This is a genomic window from Actinomyces johnsonii (genome assembly GCF_006546835.1).
GTDB lineage: Bacteria > Actinomycetota > Actinomycetes > Actinomycetales > Actinomycetaceae > Actinomyces > Actinomyces johnsonii.
In genome coordinates this window covers 134,995-157,271 of record NZ_VICB01000003.1, presented here as the reverse complement: position 1 = coordinate 157,271, position 22,277 = coordinate 134,995, and the positions used below count along the sequence as shown (strand labels likewise).

At 66.0% G+C, this 22,277-nt stretch carries 20 protein-coding genes and 1 tRNA gene; 7 read left to right on the top strand and 14 right to left on the bottom strand.

Features of this window, described 5'->3' with window-relative positions; all coding sequences use genetic code 11:
• Window positions 1-281 precede the first annotated feature (281 nt).
• On the bottom strand, window positions 282-1,154 hold the full coding sequence (locus FK256_RS01380; protein ID WP_141423414.1) for a hemagglutinin: 873 nt from the start codon (window positions 1,152-1,154) through the stop codon (window positions 282-284).
• A gap of 398 nt (window positions 1,155-1,552) precedes the next feature.
• Here FK256_RS01380 and FK256_RS01375 point away from each other — a divergent pair, with 398 nt between their 5' ends.
• The 5 genes from FK256_RS01375 (at window position 1,553) to FK256_RS01355 (ending at window position 4,698) form a co-directional block, all read left to right on the top strand.
• Window positions 1,553-2,068, top strand: a complete 516-nt coding sequence (locus tag FK256_RS01375) for a SprT-like domain-containing protein (protein WP_021606988.1) — start codon at window positions 1,553-1,555, stop codon at window positions 2,066-2,068.
• 80 nt (window positions 2,069-2,148) lie between these two features.
• Window positions 2,149-2,478, top strand: coding sequence for a heavy metal-binding domain-containing protein (locus FK256_RS01370; protein ID WP_009234437.1), 330 nt, complete (start codon window positions 2,149-2,151; stop codon window positions 2,476-2,478).
• Between the two features lie 657 nt (window positions 2,479-3,135).
• Complete coding sequence (locus FK256_RS01365) at window positions 3,136-3,693, top strand: TetR/AcrR family transcriptional regulator (RefSeq protein WP_141423413.1); 558 nt, start codon at window positions 3,136-3,138, stop codon at window positions 3,691-3,693.
• 128 nt (window positions 3,694-3,821) lie between these two features.
• A complete protein-coding gene (locus FK256_RS01360; protein ID WP_141423412.1) occupies window positions 3,822-4,115 on the top strand; it encodes a hypothetical protein in 294 nt (97 codons plus the stop codon).
• 163 nt (window positions 4,116-4,278) lie between these two features.
• A complete protein-coding gene (locus FK256_RS01355) occupies window positions 4,279-4,698 on the top strand; it encodes a DUF2218 domain-containing protein (RefSeq protein ID WP_141423411.1) in 420 nt (139 codons plus the stop codon).
• A gap of 57 nt (window positions 4,699-4,755) precedes the next feature.
• On the opposite strand, the gene FK256_RS01350 is transcribed toward FK256_RS01355, so the two are convergent.
• The 5 genes from FK256_RS01350 to FK256_RS01330 form a co-directional block, all read right to left on the bottom strand.
• A complete protein-coding gene (locus tag FK256_RS01350) occupies window positions 4,756-6,204 on the bottom strand; it encodes an MFS transporter (protein WP_170197884.1) in 1,449 nt (482 codons plus the stop codon).
• Window positions 6,205-6,265: 61 nt separating this feature from the next.
• A complete protein-coding gene (locus FK256_RS01345) occupies window positions 6,266-7,156 on the bottom strand; it encodes an IspD/TarI family cytidylyltransferase (RefSeq protein WP_141423410.1) in 891 nt (296 codons plus the stop codon).
• A 52-nt stretch (window positions 7,157-7,208) separates the two neighbouring features.
• Window positions 7,209-7,691 (bottom strand): CarD family transcriptional regulator, encoded by a 483-nt coding sequence (locus FK256_RS01340; protein ID WP_003779424.1) that lies wholly within the window; start codon window positions 7,689-7,691, stop codon window positions 7,209-7,211.
• Between the two features lie 140 nt (window positions 7,692-7,831).
• Window positions 7,832-8,665, bottom strand: a complete 834-nt coding sequence (locus FK256_RS01335; RefSeq protein WP_244936095.1) for a response regulator transcription factor — start codon at window positions 8,663-8,665, stop codon at window positions 7,832-7,834.
• Window positions 8,662-9,885, bottom strand: a complete 1,224-nt coding sequence (locus tag FK256_RS01330; RefSeq protein WP_141423409.1) for a sensor histidine kinase — start codon at window positions 9,883-9,885, stop codon at window positions 8,662-8,664. The genes FK256_RS01335 and FK256_RS01330 overlap by 4 nt, the downstream gene beginning before the upstream one ends.
• Window positions 9,886-10,087: 202 nt before the next feature.
• Here FK256_RS01330 and phoU point away from each other — a divergent pair, with 202 nt between their 5' ends.
• Window positions 10,088-10,768 carry a phosphate signaling complex protein PhoU gene (gene phoU / locus FK256_RS01325; RefSeq protein ID WP_021606997.1) on the top strand — a complete coding sequence of 227 codons (681 nt, stop codon included), beginning with the start codon at window positions 10,088-10,090 and terminating at the stop codon, window positions 10,766-10,768.
• 123 nt (window positions 10,769-10,891) lie between these two features.
• Here the strand turns inward: phoU and FK256_RS01320 are convergent, their stop codons facing one another.
• The 4 genes from FK256_RS01320 to FK256_RS01305 form a co-directional block, all read right to left on the bottom strand.
• Entirely contained in the window at window positions 10,892-11,629 is a 738-nt protein-coding gene (locus tag FK256_RS01320) for a phosphoglyceromutase (protein ID WP_141423408.1), read from the bottom strand.
• Window positions 11,630-12,034: 405 nt separating this feature from the next.
• Window positions 12,035-12,364, bottom strand: coding sequence for a histone-like nucleoid-structuring protein Lsr2 (locus FK256_RS01315; RefSeq protein WP_009234447.1), 330 nt, complete (start codon window positions 12,362-12,364; stop codon window positions 12,035-12,037).
• A 115-nt stretch (window positions 12,365-12,479) separates the two neighbouring features.
• Window positions 12,480-12,872, bottom strand: a complete 393-nt coding sequence (locus tag FK256_RS01310) for a hypothetical protein (RefSeq protein ID WP_141423407.1) — start codon at window positions 12,870-12,872, stop codon at window positions 12,480-12,482.
• Window positions 12,873-12,979: 107 nt separating this feature from the next.
• Window positions 12,980-13,052: transfer RNA gene (locus FK256_RS01305), tRNA-Thr, on the bottom strand.
• Between the two features lie 1,065 nt (window positions 13,053-14,117).
• On the opposite strand from FK256_RS01305, the gene FK256_RS01295 reads away from it, so the two are divergent.
• Entirely contained in the window at window positions 14,118-15,116 is a 999-nt protein-coding gene (locus FK256_RS01295) for an asparaginase (RefSeq protein WP_141423619.1), read from the top strand.
• A gap of 15 nt (window positions 15,117-15,131) precedes the next feature.
• Here the strand turns inward: FK256_RS01295 and FK256_RS01290 are convergent, their stop codons facing one another.
• The 4 genes from FK256_RS01290 to FK256_RS01275 form a co-directional block, all read right to left on the bottom strand.
• On the bottom strand, window positions 15,132-16,754 hold the full coding sequence (locus FK256_RS01290; protein WP_021607003.1) for an alpha/beta hydrolase: 1,623 nt from the start codon (window positions 16,752-16,754) through the stop codon (window positions 15,132-15,134).
• Window positions 16,755-16,826: 72 nt separating this feature from the next.
• Complete coding sequence (locus FK256_RS01285) at window positions 16,827-18,551, bottom strand: alpha/beta hydrolase (RefSeq protein WP_141423406.1); 1,725 nt, start codon at window positions 18,549-18,551, stop codon at window positions 16,827-16,829.
• An 89-nt stretch (window positions 18,552-18,640) separates the two neighbouring features.
• Window positions 18,641-20,299, bottom strand: coding sequence for an alpha/beta hydrolase (locus FK256_RS01280; protein ID WP_170197883.1), 1,659 nt, complete (start codon window positions 20,297-20,299; stop codon window positions 18,641-18,643).
• A gap of 197 nt (window positions 20,300-20,496) precedes the next feature.
• Window positions 20,497-22,200, bottom strand: coding sequence for an alpha/beta hydrolase (locus tag FK256_RS01275; RefSeq protein ID WP_244936094.1), 1,704 nt, complete (start codon window positions 22,198-22,200; stop codon window positions 20,497-20,499).
• Between the last annotated feature and the right edge of the window lie 77 nt (window positions 22,201-22,277).

Below are 22,277 nucleotides of genomic sequence, written 5' to 3'. Positions count from 1 at the left end.
CCATTCGGCAGCGGGTCCTCCTTCACCGAAACGTCCGAGCACATTCCCTTGGCTGTGGCCCAGACTCGATGGTGGCCGGTCTGCAGTACTCCCCAGTACCTCGCGGTCGCCACCGTTCAGTGGTGACTCTGACTCTGCCGACGCAGTCTGAGAGAAGCCTGGAAATAACGCATCTAAATGGTGACGCTTGGTGACGATATGGTTACGACCTCCTGAGTGCACCGGCACCACACCCCAGGATCGTTGAAATGACGGCGTTTCAGAGACTAGCCCGGGAGCGGCTAGCCCGACGTCGGACTCCCGAAGAGCGCCTTGAAGTAGCCGTAGAAGTTCCAGTTGCCCCAAGAGGTGCACTGGTCGCCTCCGCTACCGGCGGCCTCATTGGGCTGGAAGGGCGTGTAATTGTACAGACCGGCCGTCGCCTGGTTCGCCACCGTGACCTCACCACTGCCACACTGCGTGTCGGGCGAGTAGGCGATCCGGGTGGGACGCTGAGCCACCACGTCATAGGTCTCCGGACTGATGCGGTAGCGCTGGAACTGGGAGGCCGCCCCGTAGAGCTGGGGGAAGAAACCGGCCCACTGAGGATCGCAGGTTCCATGATCGGGGCAGGCGTAGCCGGCCGCGGCCTCGTAGTCGCGGGCACTCAGGGTTCGGCCCGAGGCGGTGAGCAGCCCCTGCTCCTTGTGGATGAGCACCAGGAGGACCTGGGGGTTGATGTCGCACGCCTGCGAGACCTCCCAGACGACATCGGCCGCGCTAAGACCCGAGGCAGCCTTGATGCCGCCGGGGCAGAACGTGGTGGCCTCGCGCTCCTGCATGGAGAAGGTGGCCGTGGCCAGGCACTCGGTGCCATCACTGCCCGGCAGGCAGCCGGAGTTGACCCGCGTCAGGAAGGCGGCGATCTCCTCGCGCGTCATCGCACCAGAGTCGTAGAAGACCTCATCGTCGATGATACGGGTGGCGTCGAACCCGCTCGCGTCGGGCACCAGCGGTGCCGGCGCAGAACTCGTCGCCACATGAGAGACCCGTCGCCCCAGCCCCATGAGTCCGCTGAGCGAGGAGCCGACTGCGCGAACCCCGATCAGGCCCACCAGGAGTGTGACGAGGAAAGCTCCGAGAACCACGCCCACCGGACTGCGCAGGAAGGCCATGACCGGGCGTTCCCCGCTTCGTCTTCCGCGCTTAATGCTGTCGCGCAGACGGCCCGGTCGATCACCGCCCCGGCGACTGTGCCCGCGTCCGAAATGAGGGCCCTGACCACCGCTCCGAGCCCGCTCACTGCCGCGTTGCGCCGTCGGGCCCGCGCGGCGCGGAGTGCGGGCGGACTGAGACGAGCCGGAACCGCTCGCACTTCGGCGGTCCCGCGAACGCTGGCTGGAAGGATGCTGGGACATCGGGATCATCGTGTCACACAACGGCAGGACTCACCGCGCTCCCGATGTCAGGACTTCCCGGAATAACTGACCACCGCGCACTGCCGGCGGGATGCGCCCGGTATCACCGGCGCCACCATCGAGGAGGCGGAGCCGCCAGTGCATAGTGTGGGGCCGTGAATCTTCCCGACGTCCTGAGCCTGGCGCACACCCTCATGGAGGAGGCCGGCGTCGGCGACTGGGAGCTGAGCCTCGACCGAGCGCGCCGCCGGGCGGGCCAGACTGACCATACGAGACGCAGACTCACACTCAGCCGCCACCTCATGAGCCTGTACGACGAACCCCAGGTCCGCGAGACGATCCTGCACGAGATCGCCCACGCCCGCGTAGGCCCCCATCACGGGCACGACGCCGTCTGGGCCGCCGAGGCGACCCGTTTGGGAGCCACCGGACGACGGCTCGTGGACGCCCGGGCTCCGAGGCTGCGGGGGCGATGGGTGGGCAGGTGTCCGGAGGGCCACGAGGTCGATCGGATGCGTCGCCCGTCCTCGCCCGTTTCCTGTTCGCGCTGCGCTGCTCGATTCAGCCTGGAGCACCTGCTGTCCTGGAGCCTCGACGGCGCGCCCGTCCCCCACGAGGAGATCGGCGAGCGCTACAGCCGCCTTCTGAGACTGGCTCGGAGCCAACCGTAAGAAGCGCCCACAGAACATTCCGGGACAGTATGGTCGTGACCACCGGCATCACCGATCAACAACCCGAGGAGGACCAGCCCATGATCGTCACCACCACTCCCACCGTCGAGGGAACCCCCGTCACGCAGTACCTGCGAGTCGTCTGCGGGGAAACCATCGCGGGAGTCAACTTCATCAAAGACATGGCCGCAGGGTTCCGCAACTTAGTGGGCGGTCGTTCCCAGACCTACGAGGGAGAGCTCATCCAAGCTCGGGAGACGGCCCTGGCGGAGATGGTTCAGCGCGCCCAGGAGCTCGGGGCCGAGGGCGTCGTCGGCGTCGACATCGACTACGAGACACTGGGTTCGGACAACGGCATGCTCATGGTGACGGCATCAGGCACCGCCGTCCGCTTCTCCCCCATCTCCTGAGCGATGATGAGCGTCCGCCTTCCCTAAGAGAATCCTTAACTCACCGAATCGACCCGACCGAGAATTTCCCAGATTTTTCCCAGGTTTCTGCCCCTCGTCCTCACAGAATGATGGCGTTACATAGTGTCAACCGCTGGACAGGGACGGTCTCGAGGGTTGGGGAGCCCGATGACGGACTGCATCCCTGAGATGACACCGGGTCATAGGGAGCCCGGCGTGATCGTTTCGGCGAAGGAGGAACCGCCTCCCCGGGTGCATGGGACCCCGGGTTGCAGGTGGAACCTTGCGAGGCTTGGGCCCGCAGCTCGGAAGTCCGAGCTGCGGGCCGAGTCCTTTCTTGGCGGCCCCGGTCCTCAGATATGAGCGACCGGCATGATGACTGACGCCGATAACCCCGGTACGTGAGCATCACCACCGGATCCGCACGCCTCAGCCGCTCCGCAGCACGCGCACCGCCGGCTCGCACGCCGGGAACGTCACAACGTCACCGACGTAGGGCACAACCCAGCCGACTCTTGCTCACGTGGCTCACTTTGCGAGAACCGCCCCTCGCCTTGCAACACGAAGAAGTGACTTGCACGGTTGCCTTGGACGTTCGTCCAATACAACCGTACAAGCACGTCGTTCATCAAGCTTTGATGACATTGAGGAGGTTACGTGCCCGATAGGACCTCGACTCGCCAGGAGTTGATTGCCGCCGCGCAGCAGCTCGTCGTTGACGGCGGCTGGGAGGTGGTGACGACTCGCCGAGTCGCCGAGCGCGCCGGAGTCAGCCCCGGCCTCGTCCACTACCACGTGGGCAGCATCGAGGGGCTGCGTCGCGCCGCCGCATGCGAGGGCGCGCGCAGCCTCCTTGAGGGTCCCTTCCGGGAGGCGCTGGAGGCGCCGAACCTCCGAGAGGGGCTGCTGGCCTTTCTCCTCCGCCTTGACCTGAAACCCGACTACCCGGGGGTGGTCCTGCTCAACGAGGCACTGGTCGCAGCCACGCATGACGCCGAGCTGCGCAGTGACCTGGCCACGATGTTCTCCACCTTTCGTGCCCGCCTCGCCGAGCGGCTCGCCGCTCAGAAGGGCGCGCACGCAGAGGAAGCGGAGGCCAGGGCACTCGTTCTGGTCGCTGCCGTTGACGGGTTTCTGCTGCAAAGAGCGCTCGACCCCAACCTCGGTGCGGAACAGCTCATCCGGGGAATAGAACCCTTCCTGGAACCGCAGTAAGCCACTGATGCTGCTGGTGACCGTACCTGCACCAGCAGTTGAGACGGCGCGCGTCACAGGCTTGCCGAACGACGACTACATCTCAGGAGTGCCATGATTCAAATTCAAAACCCAGCAACATCGCCCCGTTGAAAGAGGTCGTCACAGGGCCGTACAAGCGCTTCGGATGGTGGTCTCTGGTCCGAGAGACGCTACGTAGCCCCAGCCTCAGCTACGCGTTCTACCTCAACAACAACACGGTGAGCATCCCCGATCACGACATCGCCCAGCGCGAGCACGCGCAGTTCGTCTCCGTATTGCGCGAGGCCGAGTTGACGAACTGTCAGCAGTTCACATATCGGTCACGGCGTATGAGGGGTGAGGCCCACTGGAAGCATCGGTTCCTGTGGGCCACCCACGCCGGCGGACCGCATCGGCCCTGAAGGAGCCACGTGCCGAGTCCCGCGCATTCGCGAGGCTGCTCGCGGCGCACCGCGATACATGATCTCTTATTACTCCTGTTGTCACGCGTGCCGCCTCTCCCCCTACCTCGCAATGTCAGAGAGTTCGTAGACGTCTTTGATGGAGACGCGTCAGAGTAGGAGCATGACTGACTCAGCACGGCCCAATTTCTCGCGCCGCTCCACCGCCCGCGTGACCACGGACCGTCCGGCCCGGTACGGCAAGCAGTTGGCCGGCCACATGGGCCGCAAGATCACCACCATGTGGGACGAGGACGCCGAGACCGGCTCTCTGACCTTCGACCGCGAGGGGACGATGACCGGCGTCGTGACACTCTCGTGCCACGACGGCGCCCTCCAGCTCGATCTGACCGCCGACGACGAGCACCTCGAGCGGCTCGAACACGTCGTCGGCATCCATCTGGCCCGTTTCGGCGCCAAGGAGGGCCTCACCGTGAGTTGGCTCCGTCAGGACGGCACGCCGGGAACCACCCAGGGGCCGCTCACGCCGGAGGACCTCGAGCGCATGCGCGTCCAGCGAGAGGCCCGCAAGTCCTCATCCTGATCGGAGTTCCCGATTCCTTCCCCGCAAGGCCCTCGCAACGCCGCCTCCCCGAGCCGTCTACGCAGCGGTTTCCTCGTCGGAGACCGGATCTCCCACGCGCAGCATGAGGAGCAGCCCGGTCGCCAGCACGGTGACGATCCCGAGGATCCCCCAGTAGTTCGCACCCTGGCCGACGACGCGCGTGCCCAGGTAGATGAAGATGCCGTACATCATGGGCGCCATGAAGGAGACTGCCCGCCCGGTCGTCGCGTAGAGGCCGAAGATCTCCCCTTCCTGCCCCTCAGGGATGAGGCGGGCCAGGAAGGAGCGGGCGGCTGACTGGGCGGGCCCCACGCAGGCCGACAGGAGCAGGCCCAGCACCCAGAAGGCGACTGTGCCTGCGGTGTGCAGGAAGAACACCAGCAGTCCGGTCACCACCAGGATGATGAGGCTGGCCATGATGACGTTGCGGGGGCCGAAGCGGTCGTCAAGCCGTCCGGCGCCGATCGTGGCGATGCCGGCCACGATGTTGGCGACGATGGCGAAGATGATGACATCCCCCGATGAGAAGCCGAAGGTGTTCTGGGCGATGATGCCGCCGTATGTGAAGACCCCGGCCAGCCCGTCCCTGAAGACGGCGGCGGCCAGCAGGAACCACAGCAGCCGCGGCTGGAAGTTATGCAGCTGGAGCAAGGTGCGCCATAGCAGCTTGTAGGAGGTCAGGAACGACTCCTTGCGCTCGACGTTGTGGGAGGCGGCGTCCTCGGGCTCGGTCTCCATGCCGGCCCGGTCCCGCCCCGGTTCGGCCGACGTCATTCCCTCACTCGCCTCTCCACTGCCGGCGGCTCCGGAGTGCTCCGGCCTGCGGGAGCGGTTGATGAGGACGGGAAGCGCGGACAGACCGAACCAGACCGCCGACACGAGCATGGCCACGCGCACCCCCATTGCGGTCCCAGTGGGGAAGGAGATCAGGGGGCTGGGGCCCACTAGCGCGACGTAGAGGATGAGCAGCAGGACGATACCGCCGAGGTATCCCATCCCCCAGCCCAGACCGCTGACGGCGCCGATCCGGTCCTTGGAGGCCAGATGGTTGAGGATGGCGTTGTAGTTGACCGAGGCAAGCTCGAAGAAGATATTTCCGACCCCCAGCAGGACGATGCCGAGCCACAGGTAGCCGGGCTCCGGCCGCACCAGGAACAGGGCCGCCGAGACCCCGACCACCACTGCGGTGTAGCCCCCGAGCCAGAAAACGGTCCGCCCGGCCCGATCCGAGCGCTGCCCGGTCACCGGCGCCAGCAGGGCGATGAACAGACCGGCGATTGCCAGACCGATCGACAGTGCCGACTCGTTGTCAGCCTTCGCCCCAAAGGAGTCACTAACCAGGTAAACGGTAAAGACGAAGGTGGTGATGACGGCGTTGAAGGCCGCCGACCCCCAGTCCCACAGACCCCAAGCGATCACGGGCCAGGACAGGAGCCGAGTGCTGGAGCCGGCCTGCGTCGGAGCAGGCATCACGGTCGTGCTCATGGGACAGACGATAGAACTATCCACGCCCGAGACGATACCGGAAGGGAAACAGACCTAATCGTCAGTTCTCCCCATCCCGGGGAACCCGAGTACTCGCGCTCGGTGTTCTGCCGGGCCGCTGCTCAAGGAGCAGCTCGGCCAGGGCCAGGTCCATCGGGGTCGTCACCTTCATGGAGCGCTCGTCCCCGGCGACGACGACGACGCGCCCGCCGCAGGCCTCGACCAGGCCGGCATCATCGGAGGCGGCGAGCGATTCGTCCGCCGCCCGCTCGGCTCCGGCGCGATGGGCCGCGACGAGAGCGCCCGTCTCGAAACCCTGCGGGGTCTGGACGGCCCGGAGCCGGACGCGCCGGGGTGTGGCGACGACGGGTTCGGGCTCACCCGCCTCGCGGGGCTCGACCTCCTTAACGGTGTCGGTCACGGGCAGCGCCGGGACCACGGCCTCGTGTCCGGCGCGCACAGCGGCGACCACCCGATGCGTCACTTCAGGCGGCGTCAGTGCCCGGGCCGCATCATGGACGACGACGACGTCCGCCCGCGGCACCGCAACCAGGGCCGCGGCAAGTCCCAGGGCCACCGAGGCCTGCCTGGAATGCGATGACCCGGCAACGACTTCGATCCCGACTGCCCGCTCCACCGTCCGACCGGGACTGCCGTCCCGCGATCCTTCCGGAGACTTCTCCAGCGGGCCATCAAGGAGATCGTCGAGTTCCGCGCGGAAGCGCTCGACATCGTCGGCGGGGGCGGTGATGACGAGATGGTCGATGGCCCCGGAGGCGATGAGCCCGGCCGCCGCTCGTCGCAGGAGGCTGATGCCGCCCACCGGGACGAGTGCCTTGGGGACGTCGGCTCCCAGGCGGGAGCCGGAACCCGCAGCGGTGAGAACGGCGACCGCCCCGCCCGGAGCGGACTCGGGCGGGGCGGAAGGCTGAGATGAAGGAGTGGTGCTCACGAGCAGGACGCTACCGCGTGCGCCACCGTCCGAGGACGGTTCTCCAAGTGGTTCAGGAGGCGAGGACCTCATCCAGGCGGGACTCGGCCTCCTCCTCGGGGGTCTTCTGGGCCAGGGCCAGCTCGGAGACAAGGATCTGACGCGCCTTGGCGAGCATGCGCTTCTCGCCTGCGGACAGGCCCCGGTCCGTGTCACGGCGGGAGAGATCCCGCACGACCTCAGCGACCTTGATGACATCTCCGGAGGCGATTTTCTCCTGATTGGCCTTGAAACGACGCGACCAGTTGGTGGGCTCCTCGGTTAAGGGCGCGCGCAGCACCTCGAAAACCTTTTCTAACCCGGTCTCATCAACCACGTCTCGTACACCGATGAGCTCAACGCTTTCGGCGGGGACCAAGATGGTCAGGTCCCCCTGGGCCACCTCGAGCTGCAGATACGTCTTCTCCTCACCGCGTACCTTGCGCTGCCGGATGTCAATGATCCGAGCGGCCCCGTGGTGCGGGTAGACGACAGTCTCACCGACTTCATAGGTCATAAGGATGACTCTCCAGACTGGTTTGTGGACCTCTAGTTTATCAGGTCATTCCGCGAAAAGATCGGGGAGGTATCTCACAGGGATCACGGCGAGCACGACTCGGGATCGGGATGGGAATGCCACGTCATCGCAAAGGGGGTTCAGCGATCCGAACCGCTGTCGAGGCGATAGCCGAGGCCCCTGACCGTGGTGATGAGAACCGGTTTGGAGGCGTCCGCCTCAATCCTGCCCCGTAGCCGTTTGACGTGGACATCCAGGGTTTTGGTATCGCCCTCGTAATCGGGTCCCCAGAGGCGCTCGATGATCTGGCTACGGGTGAGAACACGATCGGGATGCCGGAGGAACAGCTCTAAGAGCTCGAACTCCCGCAGCGGCATGGCGACTGCCTCGCCGTCGACCCTGACCTCGTGCCTCTCCACATCCATCCGCACCCGTCCGGCCGCCAGAACCTGCTCGGGTTCCTGGGGCGCCGCCCGGCTGCGGCGCAGAACGGCCTTGAGGCGCGCCAGAAGCTCTCGGTAGGAGTAGGGCTTGGTGACGTAGTCGTCGGCGCCGATCTCCAGGCCGACGATCTTGTCCAGTTCGGTGTCCTTGGCGCTGAGCATGATGACCGGAACGGTGGAGGAGCGCCGGATACGAGTGCACACCTCGGTCCCGTCCAGGCGCGGCAGCATGAGGTCCAGCAGGACCAGGTCGATGGGACCGACGCCGCCGGGGCGCCGGGAGGCCTCGAAGATCTCGATGGCGCGCTGGCCGTCCTCGGCCTCGACCACCTCGAAGCCGTCGCGCCGCAGGCCGAGGGCCAGTGGGTCGCGGAAGTTCTCCTCATCCTCGACCAGGAGGATGCGGGTTGGGCCGACCGACGATGCCGGCGACGCAGTGGCATGTCCCGAGGCCTTCCCCGCGGCCTGCCCTGTGACCGGCACCGCGGCCGACACCGTGGCCGACACCGTGGAGGGCTCGGCCGGGCTCATGACGCACTCCTCGCGGACTGACCGGCTGCGTCATCCGTGGGGACGCCCTCGGCCGGCTCGCTGTCGACCGGTTCCCCCTCGGGCAGGCGCGGCAGCACGAGGGTGAAGGTCGAACCGCGGCCCGGGACGGACCACAGCTCGACGGTGCCGCCATGGTCGGCGGCCACATGCTTGACGATGCTCAGGCCCAAGCCGGTGCCGCCGGTGGCGCGAGATCGCCCTTTGTCGACGCGGTAGAAGCGCTCGAAGACGCGCTCCTGCTCCTCCTTGGGGATGCCGATGCCCTGATCGACCACGGCAATGCGCACGATCTCGGGGTCCTCCGCATCCAGCGAGACGCCCACCGCAACCCGGGTGCGGAGCTCGGAATAGCGGATGGCGTTGTCCAGCAGGTTGCGAACGGCCGTGGTGATCAGGGCGGCGTCGCCACGGACCCGCAGCCCCTTGGTGCCTCCGGCCACGAGGGTGATCTGCCGGCCGTCGGCCTCGACGCGGACCCGGTCCACGGCCTCGGCGACGACGTCGTCGATGTCGACGACCTCGGGCTCGGCCAGGGCATCGCCCTCCTGGAGACGGGTGAGCTCGATGATCTCCTGGACCAGGACGCCCAGACGGCGGGCCTCCTTGCGCATGCGCCCGGAGTAGTCGCGCACGAAGTCGGGGTCGTCGGCACCGGCCTCAACGGTCTCGGCCAGCAGCTGGATCGCACCGACCGGGGTCTTGAGCTCGTGGGAGACGTTGGCCACGAAATCGCGGCGCATGGCCTCCACCCGGCGGGCGGCGGTGCGGTCCTCGATGAGGATGAGGACGCGTCCCTGACCGATGCCGGCCACGCGCACCTGGAGGTGGAACTGACCCGCCCCCGGTACTCTCCCCCGGGCCACGGTGACAGCGGCGTCCTGGGCCCGACCCGAGGCCCGTACCCGGTTCACCATCGCCGCCACGGTCGGCTCGACGACGGCGTCGTCGCGCACGATGTTGAAGGTGTAGGCCGATGCCGAGGCGCGCAGGACCTCGTCGTCGTCATCGAGGACGACGACCGTCGAGCGCAGCGCGGCCAGGACGGGGACGGCCGTGTCAGTCCCGGCCAGTCCTGCCAGATCGGCGGCGCTCGTGGCGGCCCTGCGCTCGCGCCGGGACAGGACGATGCCGATCGCCGCCCCCAGGCACACAAGACCCACGGCGGCGGCGATGAGGAGAACGGTGACGGTCGGGCCCACCTTTCCAGGGTAGTTGAGACCCGACGGCGCTTCCCGGCCGGGCCGGCCCCTGGGCGCGCCGCTTGCGGCGGCGTCGCGGGGCTGCTGTGCTTGGGGCCAACATCCTTGACCGCGCCCTCGGCAGGACCGTCGAGCCGCGCCGTCGAGCCGCATCATCGATTGCCGCGGGCCATCGGTAACCGCCCGGAACAGGAGCAGCCTCATGCGCGCCATCTTCAATCAGGAGCTCAAACAGCTGGGCTCCGACCTCGAGTCCATGGCCAACCAGGTCGCCACCGCGATCGAGCGGGCGGCGGAGTCCCTGCGTGAGGGCGACATCGTCATCGCCGAGCAGGTGATCGACGCCGACGAGCGCATCAACGACCTTCAGCGCGACATCGACGACCTGTGCGTCATGCTGCTGGCCCGCCAGCAGCCGGTGGCAGGAGACCTGCGCAATGTCCTGTCCGCGCTGCGCATGGCCCAGACCCTTGAGCGCCAGGGCGACCTGGCCCGCCACGTGGCGGCGATCGCTCGAGGCCGCTACCCCGAGCCGCCGCTGCCCGAACCGGTCCTGGGACTTATCCTTCAGATGGCGGACCTGGCGGTGCGCGCAGGCAAGGACGTCGCCCGCCTCATCTCGACGCGGGACCTGGAACTGGCCGCCGTCATCCAGTCCAACGACGCCGAGCTCGACGCCCTGCACCGGCGCTCCTTCCAGATGATTCTGGATCCGGCCCACGACCTGAGCCGCCAACAGGTCATCGACGCCGTCCTCATGGGCCGGTTCCTGGAGCGCTTCGGAGACCACTCAACATCGGTGGCCAGCCGCGTGGCCTACCTCGTCTCGGGGGCCTCCATGCCGGAGACGCATGACGCAGAGGACGCCGACGCGCTCCACTGAGCACCCGGGCCCAGCCGGAACCGCCTCGGAGCTGGGAGCGACACCAATCAGACGGGCGGCGTCGAACCTTGTTTCAGATTCGACGCCGCCCGCGTCATTCACAGGGACAGGAAGCCGATGGCCTCACTTACCCTGGTTGGCCACCGCTGCGATCTTGGCCTCGGCCTCGGGGTCGAGGTAGCGGCCGCCCTTCTTGATCGGCTTGAGAGTCTCCTCGTCGAGCTCGTAGACCAGCGGGATGCCGGTGGGGATGTTGACGCCGGCGATGTCGTCGTCGGAGATGTCGTCCAGGTGCTTGACGATGGCGCGCAGCGAGTTGCCGTGAGCGGCGATCATGACGGTCTTGCCGGTCTTGATCTCGGGGACGATGGTGCCCTCCCAGTAGGGCAGCAGACGCTCGAGAACGTCCTTGAGGCACTCGGTGGCGGGGATGGGCTCACCGGCGTAGCGGGGGTCGGTGTCCTGGGAGAACTCGGAGCCCGGCTCGATGGCCGGCGGCGGCACGTCGTAGGAGCGGCGCCACTGCATGAACTGCTCCTCCCCGTACTCGTCGCGGATCTCCTTCTTGTTCTTGCCCTGCAGGGCGCCGTAGTGGCGTTCGTTGAGGCGCCAGTCGCGCTCCACCGGGATCCAGTGGCGGTCAGCGGCGTCCAGGGACAGGTTGGCGGTCATAATGGCGCGGCGCAGCATCGAGGTGAAGAGCTTCTCGGGGAGGACGCCCGCCTCCTTGAGGAGCTCACCGCCGTGGACCGCCTCGGCGCGGCCCTTGTCTGACAGCGGGACGTCGACCCAGCCGGTGAAGAGGTTCTTCGCGTTCCATTCGCTCTCGCCGTGGCGGAGCAGTACGAGGGTGTAAGCCATGGTCCTATCCTGCCAGGCTCACAGGCACGGCGCGAGGTCCTGGAAGTCCTAGGGACAGCCGGGAGCGGTGGTGTCGGCTGTGCGGGCGAGGCGTCGAAGCCGGAGCCGCATGCGCTGCCGGTACCTCGGTCACGCTCCCCAGGCCGCCACCGCCGGCGCCCAGGTTCCATGCAGTACTCACGAGCATCGCGCAGACGCCTCCACACCACCACCCAATGGCACGATCTCTATGCAGCATCTTGTGCACAACGCTCACATGAAGACCATATTCACGTATTGAAAACACAATGGTCTTGGTTATGCGCTCAAGCGCATAACCAAGACCATTGTGCGAGGTGGCAATAAGCTCGAGGTTGACTCGACGCAGGGTGCCGGCTCACATGAGCCCACCGACCCCGGGCGCCCTCAGTTGTTAGGGTGAACCTCGTAGTAGGCCTTGCGCACCTCGGCGGAGACGCGACCACGGTCAGAAACCTCCCGGCCCTGCTCACGGGCCCACTCACGAATCTTCTGAGTGTCGGAAGGACCGCTGGAACGACGACGGCCAGAACTGCGACGGCCGCCAGTACGACGCGCCTTTCCAACCCATTCCTCCAGGGACTCACGAAGAGCAGCTGCGTGCTCATCGTTCAGGTCGATCTCGTAAGTCACGCCATCAAGGGCGAAAGTGACGGTCTGGTTGGCCTCCGACCCGTCGACATCGTCGACGAGGATGACCTGAGTCTTCTGTGCCATGATTCCTCATTCTGATCGGGATGCGGGCCCAAGATGTATCCCGCTGCGGACAACGTTAGATTAAACAATAGTTGCCTTCAATGCAACATGACTTTTTCGCCACCCGCATTACCGATCACCCCGGCACCCTTATCTCACAGCGGGCCACCATCGGCATACCCCACCCACGAGGCCCGCACACGGGGAAGAAAACTGTGAAATCACTGATGTCAACCTTTGGAGATCTCCACGAGGCGCTGTCGAGCAAACCGCTCTCAACCAGCTCCAGCCTCCAGACCGCTTCGAGGTATCCGATGATCATCTGAACCAGGACCTCATCTCTCCCAGAAGGATCCCAGTTATGAGGACAGGATTCTCCCAGCCAGAAGAGATTGTCCGCCGCCACCCGGAGCCTCCCTTCGGCCCGCAAGCGACCCCCTACCAAACCGGTAAAATCCTGCAACCTCCGCTGCGTGCCGCCGCTGAACAGCAAGGATTTCAGCGACGCGGCCGTTCCGGAAAGCAGCATCCCAGAGTTCCCGCGCCAGAGAAGGCATATGTGTGTCGGAACGCACATGCGAGACAGGGCGACGAGCAACACGAAAGCCCCGGGAGACACACTCCCGGGGCCGATCGAGCCGCCTGTGGGAATCGAACCCACGACCTATTCATTACGAGTGAATCGCTCTGCCGACTGAGCTAAGGCGGCGCACTGGCGTAAGCAGCAGAGTTGAAGATACCGTTCCGGCGACCACCACCGCAATCCAGCACAACGCCACCAGCCGTGTTCCTCGACACAGTTCGCAGCCTCCCGGGTGTCATCGCAACTGCGGGTACTCCCCGCCCTCCTGTCAGCCCCAGCGCTGGAGCATTACCGGATCAGTGCGCATCCTGGACGATTCGGCATAGCACCGCCCGTCTCTGCAGCCCGGGCCTCGCTATTCTCCGCACGTCATTCAACCAGCTCCATAAGGGGCTCCAAGATCAGTCTTCGTCCTGCTCCTCCCCCACTCCTGCGCCACCCCAACCGGATTCATCGCAGTTCTCCGTCGCCCCTTCCTCCAAGACGATCCCATCCCAGGACCACGGCGGAACCGGCTATAACAAGTCACTGAAGAACCGCAACCTCCAGCTGATCGCCGTTGACGATTCCGAACGTTAGTCTGGGAGACGGAGTTCTGGTTCGCGCTCATCCGGGTCACCACCATCGCGCCCTTCATGGCGGTCGTCATCGCGGCCATTGTTCCCGGGCTTCACGCCGGCACGGTCTCCAACGGAGATGCGATCAGCGCCAGAGCTCATAACATCCTCGGAGACGGCGGATTCTTCCACGGGGATTCCCAATCGTCTTCATCCTCTTCATCCGCTTCATCCTCACCGTCGGTGAGGTCTTCACCTTCGGTGGCACGCAGATGGCGGGAGTCTGCGCCCCTATGCCAGCGGCATCATTCAGGCAGCGGTTCTTAACCCCGCACTGTTCTGGATCAATGCCGGCCCGTCCATCACCGGGCGCGCCTTCAAGATCATCATGAATCTCATCGGGATCGGTATTGTCATCGCCCCCCACCCCCAGACCTCCCCGGACGGGCGATGGACCACTGTTCGCCATCGTCGTCATGATGGTGGCAGGCTGGAGCGCGGTGCGGGGACAAATCCGGGGGAGATCCCCCTCGAGAAGGTCCTCGCCGACGAGGTGGACGGATCCGCGTCCGCCTCACCGCACAACGGTGTCACATCCACATCCGACGGCGCCTCACCGGCAGGAGTCCTACCCATGCGCGTCCACATCACCTATACCGGAGGCACCATCGGCATGGTGGACTCCTCCCATGGCCTGGCTCCCGGGGCCGATCTGGAGGGGTGGCTCGCCGTCCTGCTGGCGGGCACGCCCCTGGCGCACACGGTGTCGGTGACCTCATTGGAGCCACTCATCGACTCCTCGAATGCCACCCCGTTGTCATGGCAGGCGATCGTGGACGACCTGCGCAGCCACGCCGCCGCCGATCCACAGACCGCCTTCGTGGTCCTGCACGGGACCGACACGATGGCCTACACGAGCGCCGCCCTGTCCTACGCGCTGACGGACCTGACCACGCCCGTCGTCGTCACCGGATCCCAGCTCCCGCTCGGGATCCTGGGCTCCGACGCCGCAGCGAACGTCACCGGCGCGCTCAGGGCCGCCACCTCCGGCCACGTCGGCGGGGTCTCGTTGTTCTTCGGTCACCGGCTCCTGGCCGGCAATCGGGCGACGAAGTCCTCCTCGTGGGCCTTCACCGGCTTCGAGTCCCCCAACACCGCCCCGCTGGCCACCGTCGGCGCCCCATGGCAGTGGGCCGCGGCAGCGCCGACGGGGACGGGCTGGAAGAACACCGCGCCCTACGCGCGCCACGACGTCGTCGTGATCGACCTGGCCCCGGGCATCACCGCGGCGCGCCTGGAGGCACTACTGACGCCCCCGCCCGAGGCCGTGGTCCTGCGGGCCTTCGGGGTGGGCAACATCCCCTCTCGGGAGCCGGGGCTGACCGACGTCGTCGAGCGAGTGATCGCCACCGGGACTGCCGTCATCGTCACCTCCCAGTGCCACGAGTCCGAGGTGCTCCTGGGACGCTACGAGTCCGGAGACGCGCTGGCCCGCAGCGGCGCCGTCGGAAGCCGCGATATGACCCTGGAGGCCACCTACGCCAAGGTGCAGTTCCTGCTCTCACAGGGGCTGCGCGGAGTCGAGTTGGCCCAGTGGATGGGGCGCTCCATCGCCGGCGAGCTGCGCGAGTAGCGCCCCATCACCCCATCAGCAGGTCAGTCCCTTCTCGGGCATCGTCCCGTTGAGCAGGTAGGTATCCACGGCGTTCTTGACGCAGTCGTTGGAGCGTCCGTAGGCGGTGTGGCCGTTGCCCTTCCAGGTGAGGAGCTGGCCGGTCTCGAGCTGCTGGGCCAGTGCCTCGGACCAGGCGTAGGGGGTCGCCGGGTCGCCGGTGGTGCCCACCACCAGAATCGGCGCGGCGCCAGAGGCCGTGATCTTCTCGCGCTTGCGGCTCGACTCGTGGCCCCAACCCTGGCAGTAGGCGTCGGGGTAGAGCAGCTGAGCGCTGAAGGTGGGGGAGGCCTCTTTGACGGCGGCGGCGTTCTGCTCCCAGGAGGTGTTGTCTCCCTGGACCGGGAAGTCCAGGCAGTTGACCGCCATGAGGGCCTCGGCACTGTTGCCGGAGTAGCTGCCGTCGTTCTGCCGGGAGGCGATGGCGTCGGCGATCGTCAGCAGCATGCTTCCGTCCGGGTTGCCCGCGTTGCCCATCGCCTGCGTCAGAGCCAGGTTGAGGGTCGGCCACAGGCTGGTCTGATACATCGACCCCAAGACTCCGTAAAGGGCCAGATCGTAGGTCAGCGGCCGATTGTCATCGGAGGTCGGGATCGGCGCCGTCTTGGTGGACTCCAGGAACTCCCGGATTTGGGAGACGCCGGAGTCGACGTCCCCGCTCAGGGGGCAGCCCAACTTGGCGCTCTGGCAGTTCTCCACGTAGGCCCGCAGCGAGGCCTCGAAGCCCTTAGCCTGACCCAGGCTCATATCCTCGGCGCTCAGGGTGGGGTCGACGGCGCCGTCGAGGACCAGGCGACCGGTGTTGGTCGGGAAGAGCTCGGCGTAGGTTGCTCCCAGGTAGGTGCCGTAGGAGAAGCCCAGGTAGGTGAGCACCTGCTGCCCGTCGACCGCGCGCAGGATGTCGAGGTCCCGAGCAGCGCTGATGGTATCGATATGGTCCAGAAGCCCTGGCGTACTGGTCTTCGACTCGCAGGCCGAGTTCATCTGCTGAGCCCGCTCCACGGTGGCGGAGGCCGACGGCGTCGCCGGGTCATTCGCACCGGCTCGCTCGGCGTCGAGCTCGGCATCGGTCAGGCAGTCGATCGCCGTCGAGGCACCCACGCCGCGGGGGTCGAAGCCGACGACGTCGTAGGAGCCGACCAGGTTCTTGGAGAAGTAGGAGCCGGCACTCTCAACCAGCTCAATGCCCGAACCTCCCGGCCCGCCCGGGTTGATGAACAAGGACCCGACCGAGTCCCCGCTCGCGGCCCGCTTCTTCATCGCGATCTCGATCGTCTCGCCACCGGGGTTGTTGTAGTCCAGCGGCACCTTGACCTTGGCGCACGTGAAGTCGGTCTTCTCCCCTGACTTCGCCTCGCCCATGCCCTTCTTGGCGCAGGCGTACCAGGAAACCTTCTGGTTGTAGAAGTTCTCCAGCCCGGCTGGGATCGTGGCCGAGGCCGATGCCGTGGCCGGCGAGGCGGTGATCTCCGGATCGTCCTGGCAGGCAGTCAGACCGGTGCACACCATGAGCGCGGCGATCACCGCGACGAAGCGTTTGGTGCGAGGCCGGGGAGAAGTCTCAGTAGTCACGGGGTGCACCCTATGACGCTCAGCCATCGGACTCCTCCTCCTTGAGACGGAATGGGCAGAAGTCCCCATCACATCGCCCCAACACCGTGAGGGCCGGCATCACTCGTCGCCTTTGCAGGTCGTACCCGGTTCGGGCATCGTCCCGTTGATGAGGTAACCATCGACCGCACGCTGGATACAGGCACCGGATCGTCCGTAGGCGGTGTGACCGTTGCCCTCCCAGGTGAGGAGCCGGCCGCTCTCGAGCTGCTGGGCCATGGCCTGAGACCAGGCGTAGGGGGTCGCCGGATCGCCGGTGGTGCCCACCACCAGGATGGGTGCTGCCCCCTTGGCGTGGATGGGTGCGGGCTTGCGGGTCCCGTTATGTCCCCAGGCCTGGCAGCGCACATCCTGGTTGCTCAAGGAGGCCCCGAAGGTCGGGGAGTCCTGGATGTTCTGGCGGTACTCCTTCTCCCAACTGGCCATGTTGCCCTGGACGGGGATGTCGAGGCAGTTGACGGCGTAGAACATCGGTGCACTGGTACCGGTCGTCGCCGGCCCGTAGAGCGTCTGGAAGTAGGAACCGTCCTGTTGGGTGATGGCCTGGTCGAGCGCGTAGGTCAGGAAGCTCCAGTACTCCGAGGAGTACATGAGGCGACGGACGACGACGCGGATCTTGCTGCCGTCCACGGTGGCGTTCGGGTCGGAGGTCTTCAGCGGCGTCTGGTCGGCCGCGGTGATGAGGTCGCGGATCTGCTGGACCCCGGAGTCGGTGTCACCGGTGAGCGGGCAGTTCTGGCCCGCCTGGCCGGCCTGGCACTGCTCAACGTAGGTGCGCAGCGATCTCTCGAAGCCCTTGGCCTGGCCGGAGCCTCGATCTCCCAGGGAGAGGCTGGGATCGACGGCGCCGTCGAGGACCATGCGGCCGGTGTTGGACGGGAAGAGCTCGGCGTAGTGGGCGCCCAGATAGGTGCCGTAGGAGAAACCGGCGTAGTCGAGTTTCTCGTTACCGGACAGGGCCCGCAGAACATCGAGGTCGCGGGCCACCGAGATCGTGTCCACATGGTCCAGGAGCCCGGCCGGTTTGGTGCTGGCGGCGCACTGGGCCTCTTCCTGCTTGAAGTCCTTGGTGATCTCGTCGACCAGTGTCTGGAAGCTGATGTTGCCCACGGCCGCGCCGTCGGCGGCGGGGTCCTGGGCGTCATGGAAGGGGGTGGGATCGGCACCGGCGGCGTCGGCTGCGATGGAGCCGGGGAGCGGATCGTCGACTCCCATCGCCCCCTGAGCGGCTTCGCCGGGCAGTGCTCCGCCGACGACGTCGCAGGTGATCGGGGTGGAGGATCCGACGCCGCGGGGGTCGAAGCCGATGATGTCGTAGGCCTGGTTGAGAGCCGGGGAGAACTGCCTCTCGCTGTTCTCCGCCAGCCCCACCCCGGATTCGCCCGGGCCGCCTGGGTTGATGAACAGGCTGCCCCGATGGATCGAACCGGTAGCCACGTGCTTCTTCATGGCGATCTCAATGGTCTGACCATCGGGCTGAGAGTAATCCAACGGCACCTTCACCTTGGCGCACTTGAAAGCCGTCGCCTCCGCAGACTTCTCCATCCCACCGGTGGCACCGCAGTCGTACCACTCCACCGTCTGACCGTAGAAAGACTCCAACCCCTTGGGAACCGCAGCCTTCACAGCCACAGCCGGAGCCGCCGGCACTGCGACAGCAGGAACCGCACCGGCCCCCACCCCCAAACACACACCGGACACAGCAGCCAGCACCCCAGCAGCCAGTCGACGACGCCCGGGCATGATGCGGTTCTGGGCACGACGGTGTTTCACATATATTTTCATAATCGTATATTACAAAATGACAACACCGCGTGGGCGCAGTTTGTTACTGCCGCCGAAGAAGCCCCCGGTCGTACCGGCCCGCGGATCGGCTACGTCTCATCCCGACAGACCCGTCCCGGCGATGGAAGCTCGCCGGTGAGCAGGTAGGTATCCACTAGTTGTGTGCACGCGGCCGCGCGACCGTAAGCAACATGCCCGTTGCCCTCCCGGGTGAGCAGTCGACCGGTATCGAGCTGATCGGCCAGGGATCTGGCCCATTCATATGGCGTCGCCGGGTCGCCGGTGGAGCCCACCACCAGGATGGGTGCCGCCCCCTTGGCGTGGATGGGCGCGGGTTCACGGGTCCCGTTGTGCCCCCATGCCTGGCAGCCAAGATCAACAATCGCCGTCATCCCACCGAAAGTGGGGGCATCATGTTTGATCTCCTGATGCCGCGCCGACCAAATGGCCATGTCGCCGTCGACCGGGTAGTCCAGACAGGTGATGGCCTGGCGGACGGCGGCGGTGTTGACGACGTCGGCCACGGTCTGCTCCGTTATCTGTCGGAAGAGTGAACCGCTGTGCCGGTTGATGGCCTCATCCAAGGACGAGGTGAGGCTGCCCCAGGTCTGTTCGTCGCCGTACAGGCTGTACATGACCGCGGCTCGGATCTCGGTTCCAGTCACCGGGCGGTTCGGCTCGGAGGACGGCAGGGGCGACTGATTGGCGGAAGCAATGAGATCCCTGACCTGCTGCGACCCGGCCTCGGTACCACCGGTCAGCGGGCACCCCTGACCCGCCTGACACCAGCCGACATAGGTTTGCAGTGCGCGTTCCAGCCCCTTGGTCGCCCCTGCTTGCCGTTCATACAGGGAAATGCTGGGATCGAGGGCGCCATCGAGGACCATGCGGCCGGTGTTGGACGGGAAGAGCTCGGCGTAGTGGGCGCCCAGGTAGGTGCCGTAGGAGATACCTAGGTAGTCGAGTTTCTCGTTGCCGGACAGGGCCCGCAGAACGTCGAGATCCCGGGCCACCGAGATCGTGTCCACGTGGTCCAGGAGCCCAGCCGGCTTGGTGTTGGCGGCGCAATCCGCCTCCATCTGGCTGAAGCTCGTCGTGATCTGGGGCGCCAGCTCCTCGAATGCGGCATCACTCGGCGCCTGGTCGGCGCCACCAGCAGGATCTGCGCCATTGGCCGTGGCGCAAGTGATCGGGGTGGAGGATCCGACGCCGCGGGGGTCGAAGCCGATGATGTCGTAGGAGCCCTGCACACCGGCGAAGCTCGTCTCCGCAGCGGCCTCGACGTACTGGACCCCGGACCCACCCGGGCCACCTGGGTTGATGAACAGGCTGCCCCGATGGATCGAACCGGTGGCCACATGCTTCTTCATGGCGATCTCAATGGTCTGACCATCGGGCTGAGAGTAATCCAACGGCACCTTCACCTTGGCGCACTTGAAGGCCGTCGCCTCCGCAGACTTCTCCATCCCACCGGTGGCACCGCAGTCGTACCACTCCACCGTCTGACCGTAGAAAGACTCCAACCCCTTGGGAACCGCAGCCTTCACAACCACAGCCGGAGCCGCCGGCACCGCGACAGCAGGAACCGCACCGGCCCCCACCCCCAAACACACACCGGACACAGCAGCCAGCACCCCAGCAGCCAGTCGACGACGCAACGTCGCGACAGATCTTCGCCGACATCCTCTCAAGACGATCGCCGGTGTACTTCTCCCTTTTCCCGCATGACGCTTCGACCGTATTTTCATGTGAGTTATTTTACCGACAAGTAGTATCCTCCGGAAGGTTGGCGTCTCACAGACCGTTACCGGCCCTTGAGCGCCATCGTGGTTGGGGACATCCGAGCTCGGATGTCCCCAACCACGATGATCGGTGGTGTCACATAACAGGCGATCGGCGACGAGTCAGTAAAGAGTCACTGAAGAGTTACTGACTCCTCATCGATTCATTCCTTGCCGCGGCAGGTCAGGTCCTTCTTGGGCATGGTGCCGGTGAGCAGGTAGGTGTCGACCGCCTTGGTGATGCAGGGTCCGTGACCGGCATTGGCGTAGGCCGTGTGCCCGTTGCCCTCCCAGGTGAGGAGCTGGCCCGATTCCAGCTGGCCTGCAAGGGCCTTGGCCCACTCGTAGGGGGTGGCGGGGTCTCCAGTCGTCCCGATGACGAGGATCGGTGCAGCACCCTTGGCATGGAGTGCTTTGGGGGGCTGGGTACCGGTGTGGCCCCACGACTGGCAGGCCAGGTCAGAGATGACCGCCATCTGCCCGAAGTGTGGAGCCACCTGTTCCATCTCCTGGTCTCGTGCCGCCCAGGAGGTCATATCGCCCTCGACCCGGTAGTCCAGACAGTTGATGGCAAGACGCGTGAGAGTGCTGTTCGAGCCCGCTGACTGGATCCGATCGAGTATTGACCGGATCATCGAGCCGTCATGGTGCACGATGGCCTGGGTGAGGGCCTGGTTTAGGACGGGCCAATCCTGTTCCGAGAAGTACATGTACTGGATGACGACGCCTTTGATGTCGGTTCCGGTCACCGAGCGGTTCGGGTCGGAGGTCGGCAGGGGTGACTGGTCGGCGGAGGAGAAGAGGTCGGAGATCTGTTGAACCCCGGCATCAGTCCCGCCCGATAGCGGGCAGTCTGCAGCGCCCTGGCACCACTCGACGTAGGTTCGCAGTGAATGCTCAAAGCCTATGGCTTGTCCACGGCTGCTCTCATAGAGCGTGAGGCTGGGGTCCATGGCGCCGTCGAGGACCATGCGGCCGGTGTTGGACGGGAAGAGCTCGGCGTAGTGGGCGCCCAGGTAGGTGCCGTAGGAGAAACCGGCGTAGTCGAGCTTCTCATTGCCGGACAGGGCCCGCAGAATATCGAGGTCACGGACCGCCGATACGGTGTCCACGTGATCGAGGAGCCCGGCCGGTTTGGTGTTGGCGGCGCACTGGGCCTCTGCCTGCTTATACTCGTCAGCAATGCGAGGGGCCGCATCTTCAAAGCTGGTACCCGATGCTGCTGCGTCCACCTCGGGAGACTTCTCCTTGTAATCGTTATTCGCTCCGCCATCCACCGGCGACGGAGGAGTGTCGGCCTGTGGCGCCCCAACCCCGGCAGCCGGAGCCGCAGCCGCGTCGTTCGCAGCGGCGCAGGTAATGAGGGTCGAGGATCCGACGCCGCGGGGGTCGAAACCGATGATGTCGTAGGAGCCCTGCACACCGGCGAAGCTCGTCTCCGCAGCGGCCTCGACGTACTGGACCCCGGACCCACCCGGGCCGCCCGGGTTGATGAACAGGCTGCCCCGATGGATCGAACCGGTGGCCACATGCTTCTTCATGGCAATCTCAATGGTCTGACCATCGGGCTGGGAGTAATCCAACGGCACCTTCACCTTGGCGCACTTGAAGGCCGTCGCCTCCGCAGACTTCTCCATCCCACCGGTGGCACCGCAGTCGTACCACTCCACCGTCTGACCGTAGAAAGACTCCAACCCCTTGGGAACCGCAGCCTTCACAGCCACAGCCGGAGCCGCCGGCACCGCGACAGCAGGAACCGCACCGGCCCCCACCCCCAAACACACACCGGACACAGCAGCCAGCACCCCAGCAGCCAGTCGACGACGCCCGGCACCCCGAGCGCCTTCGGCTCGCCCGGTCCTGTTCATCACCGCAGAATTGACATCATTTCGACGATTCCGCTGTCTTATTCTCATTTCCATAGGCGGCATCATATGAACCAACC

What these genes read in the sequence shown, in the direction of transcription:
- FK256_RS01380 (WP_141423414.1), bottom strand. Translation starts at nt 1,154, where the DNA reads ATGGCCTTCCTGCGCAGTCCGGTGGGCGTGGTTCTCGGAGCTTTCCTC.
- FK256_RS01370 (WP_009234437.1), top strand. Translation starts at nt 2,149, where the DNA reads ATGATCGTCACCACCACTCCCACCGTCGAGGGAACCCCCGTCACGCAG.
- FK256_RS01355 (WP_141423411.1), top strand. Translation starts at nt 4,279, where the DNA reads ATGACTGACTCAGCACGGCCCAATTTCTCGCGCCGCTCCACCGCCCGC.
- FK256_RS01350 (WP_170197884.1), bottom strand. Translation starts at nt 6,204, where the DNA reads ATGAGCACGACCGTGATGCCTGCTCCGACGCAGGCCGGCTCCAGCACT.
- FK256_RS01340 (WP_003779424.1), bottom strand. Translation starts at nt 7,691, where the DNA reads ATGACCTATGAAGTCGGTGAGACTGTCGTCTACCCGCACCACGGGGCC.
- FK256_RS01335 (WP_244936095.1), bottom strand. Translation starts at nt 8,665, where the DNA reads ATGAGCCCGGCCGAGCCCTCCACGGTGTCGGCCACGGTGTCGGCCGCG.
- phoU (WP_021606997.1), top strand. Translation starts at nt 10,088, where the DNA reads ATGCGCGCCATCTTCAATCAGGAGCTCAAACAGCTGGGCTCCGACCTC.
- FK256_RS01320 (WP_141423408.1), bottom strand. Translation starts at nt 11,629, where the DNA reads ATGGCTTACACCCTCGTACTGCTCCGCCACGGCGAGAGCGAATGGAAC.
- FK256_RS01315 (WP_009234447.1), bottom strand. Translation starts at nt 12,364, where the DNA reads ATGGCACAGAAGACTCAGGTCATCCTCGTCGACGATGTCGACGGGTCG.
- FK256_RS01310 (WP_141423407.1), bottom strand. Translation starts at nt 12,872, where the DNA reads ATGCTGCTTTCCGGAACGGCCGCGTCGCTGAAATCCTTGCTGTTCAGC.
- FK256_RS01295 (WP_141423619.1), top strand. Translation starts at nt 14,118, where the DNA reads ATGCGCGTCCACATCACCTATACCGGAGGCACCATCGGCATGGTGGAC.
- FK256_RS01290 (WP_021607003.1), bottom strand. Translation starts at nt 16,754, where the DNA reads ATGGCTGAGCGTCATAGGGTGCACCCCGTGACTACTGAGACTTCTCCC.
- FK256_RS01285 (WP_141423406.1), bottom strand. Translation starts at nt 18,551, where the DNA reads ATGAAAATATATGTGAAACACCGTCGTGCCCAGAACCGCATCATGCCC.
- FK256_RS01280 (WP_170197883.1), bottom strand. Translation starts at nt 20,299, where the DNA reads ATGAAAATACGGTCGAAGCGTCATGCGGGAAAAGGGAGAAGTACACCG.
- FK256_RS01275 (WP_244936094.1), bottom strand. Translation starts at nt 22,200, where the DNA reads ATGAACAGGACCGGGCGAGCCGAAGGCGCTCGGGGTGCCGGGCGTCGT.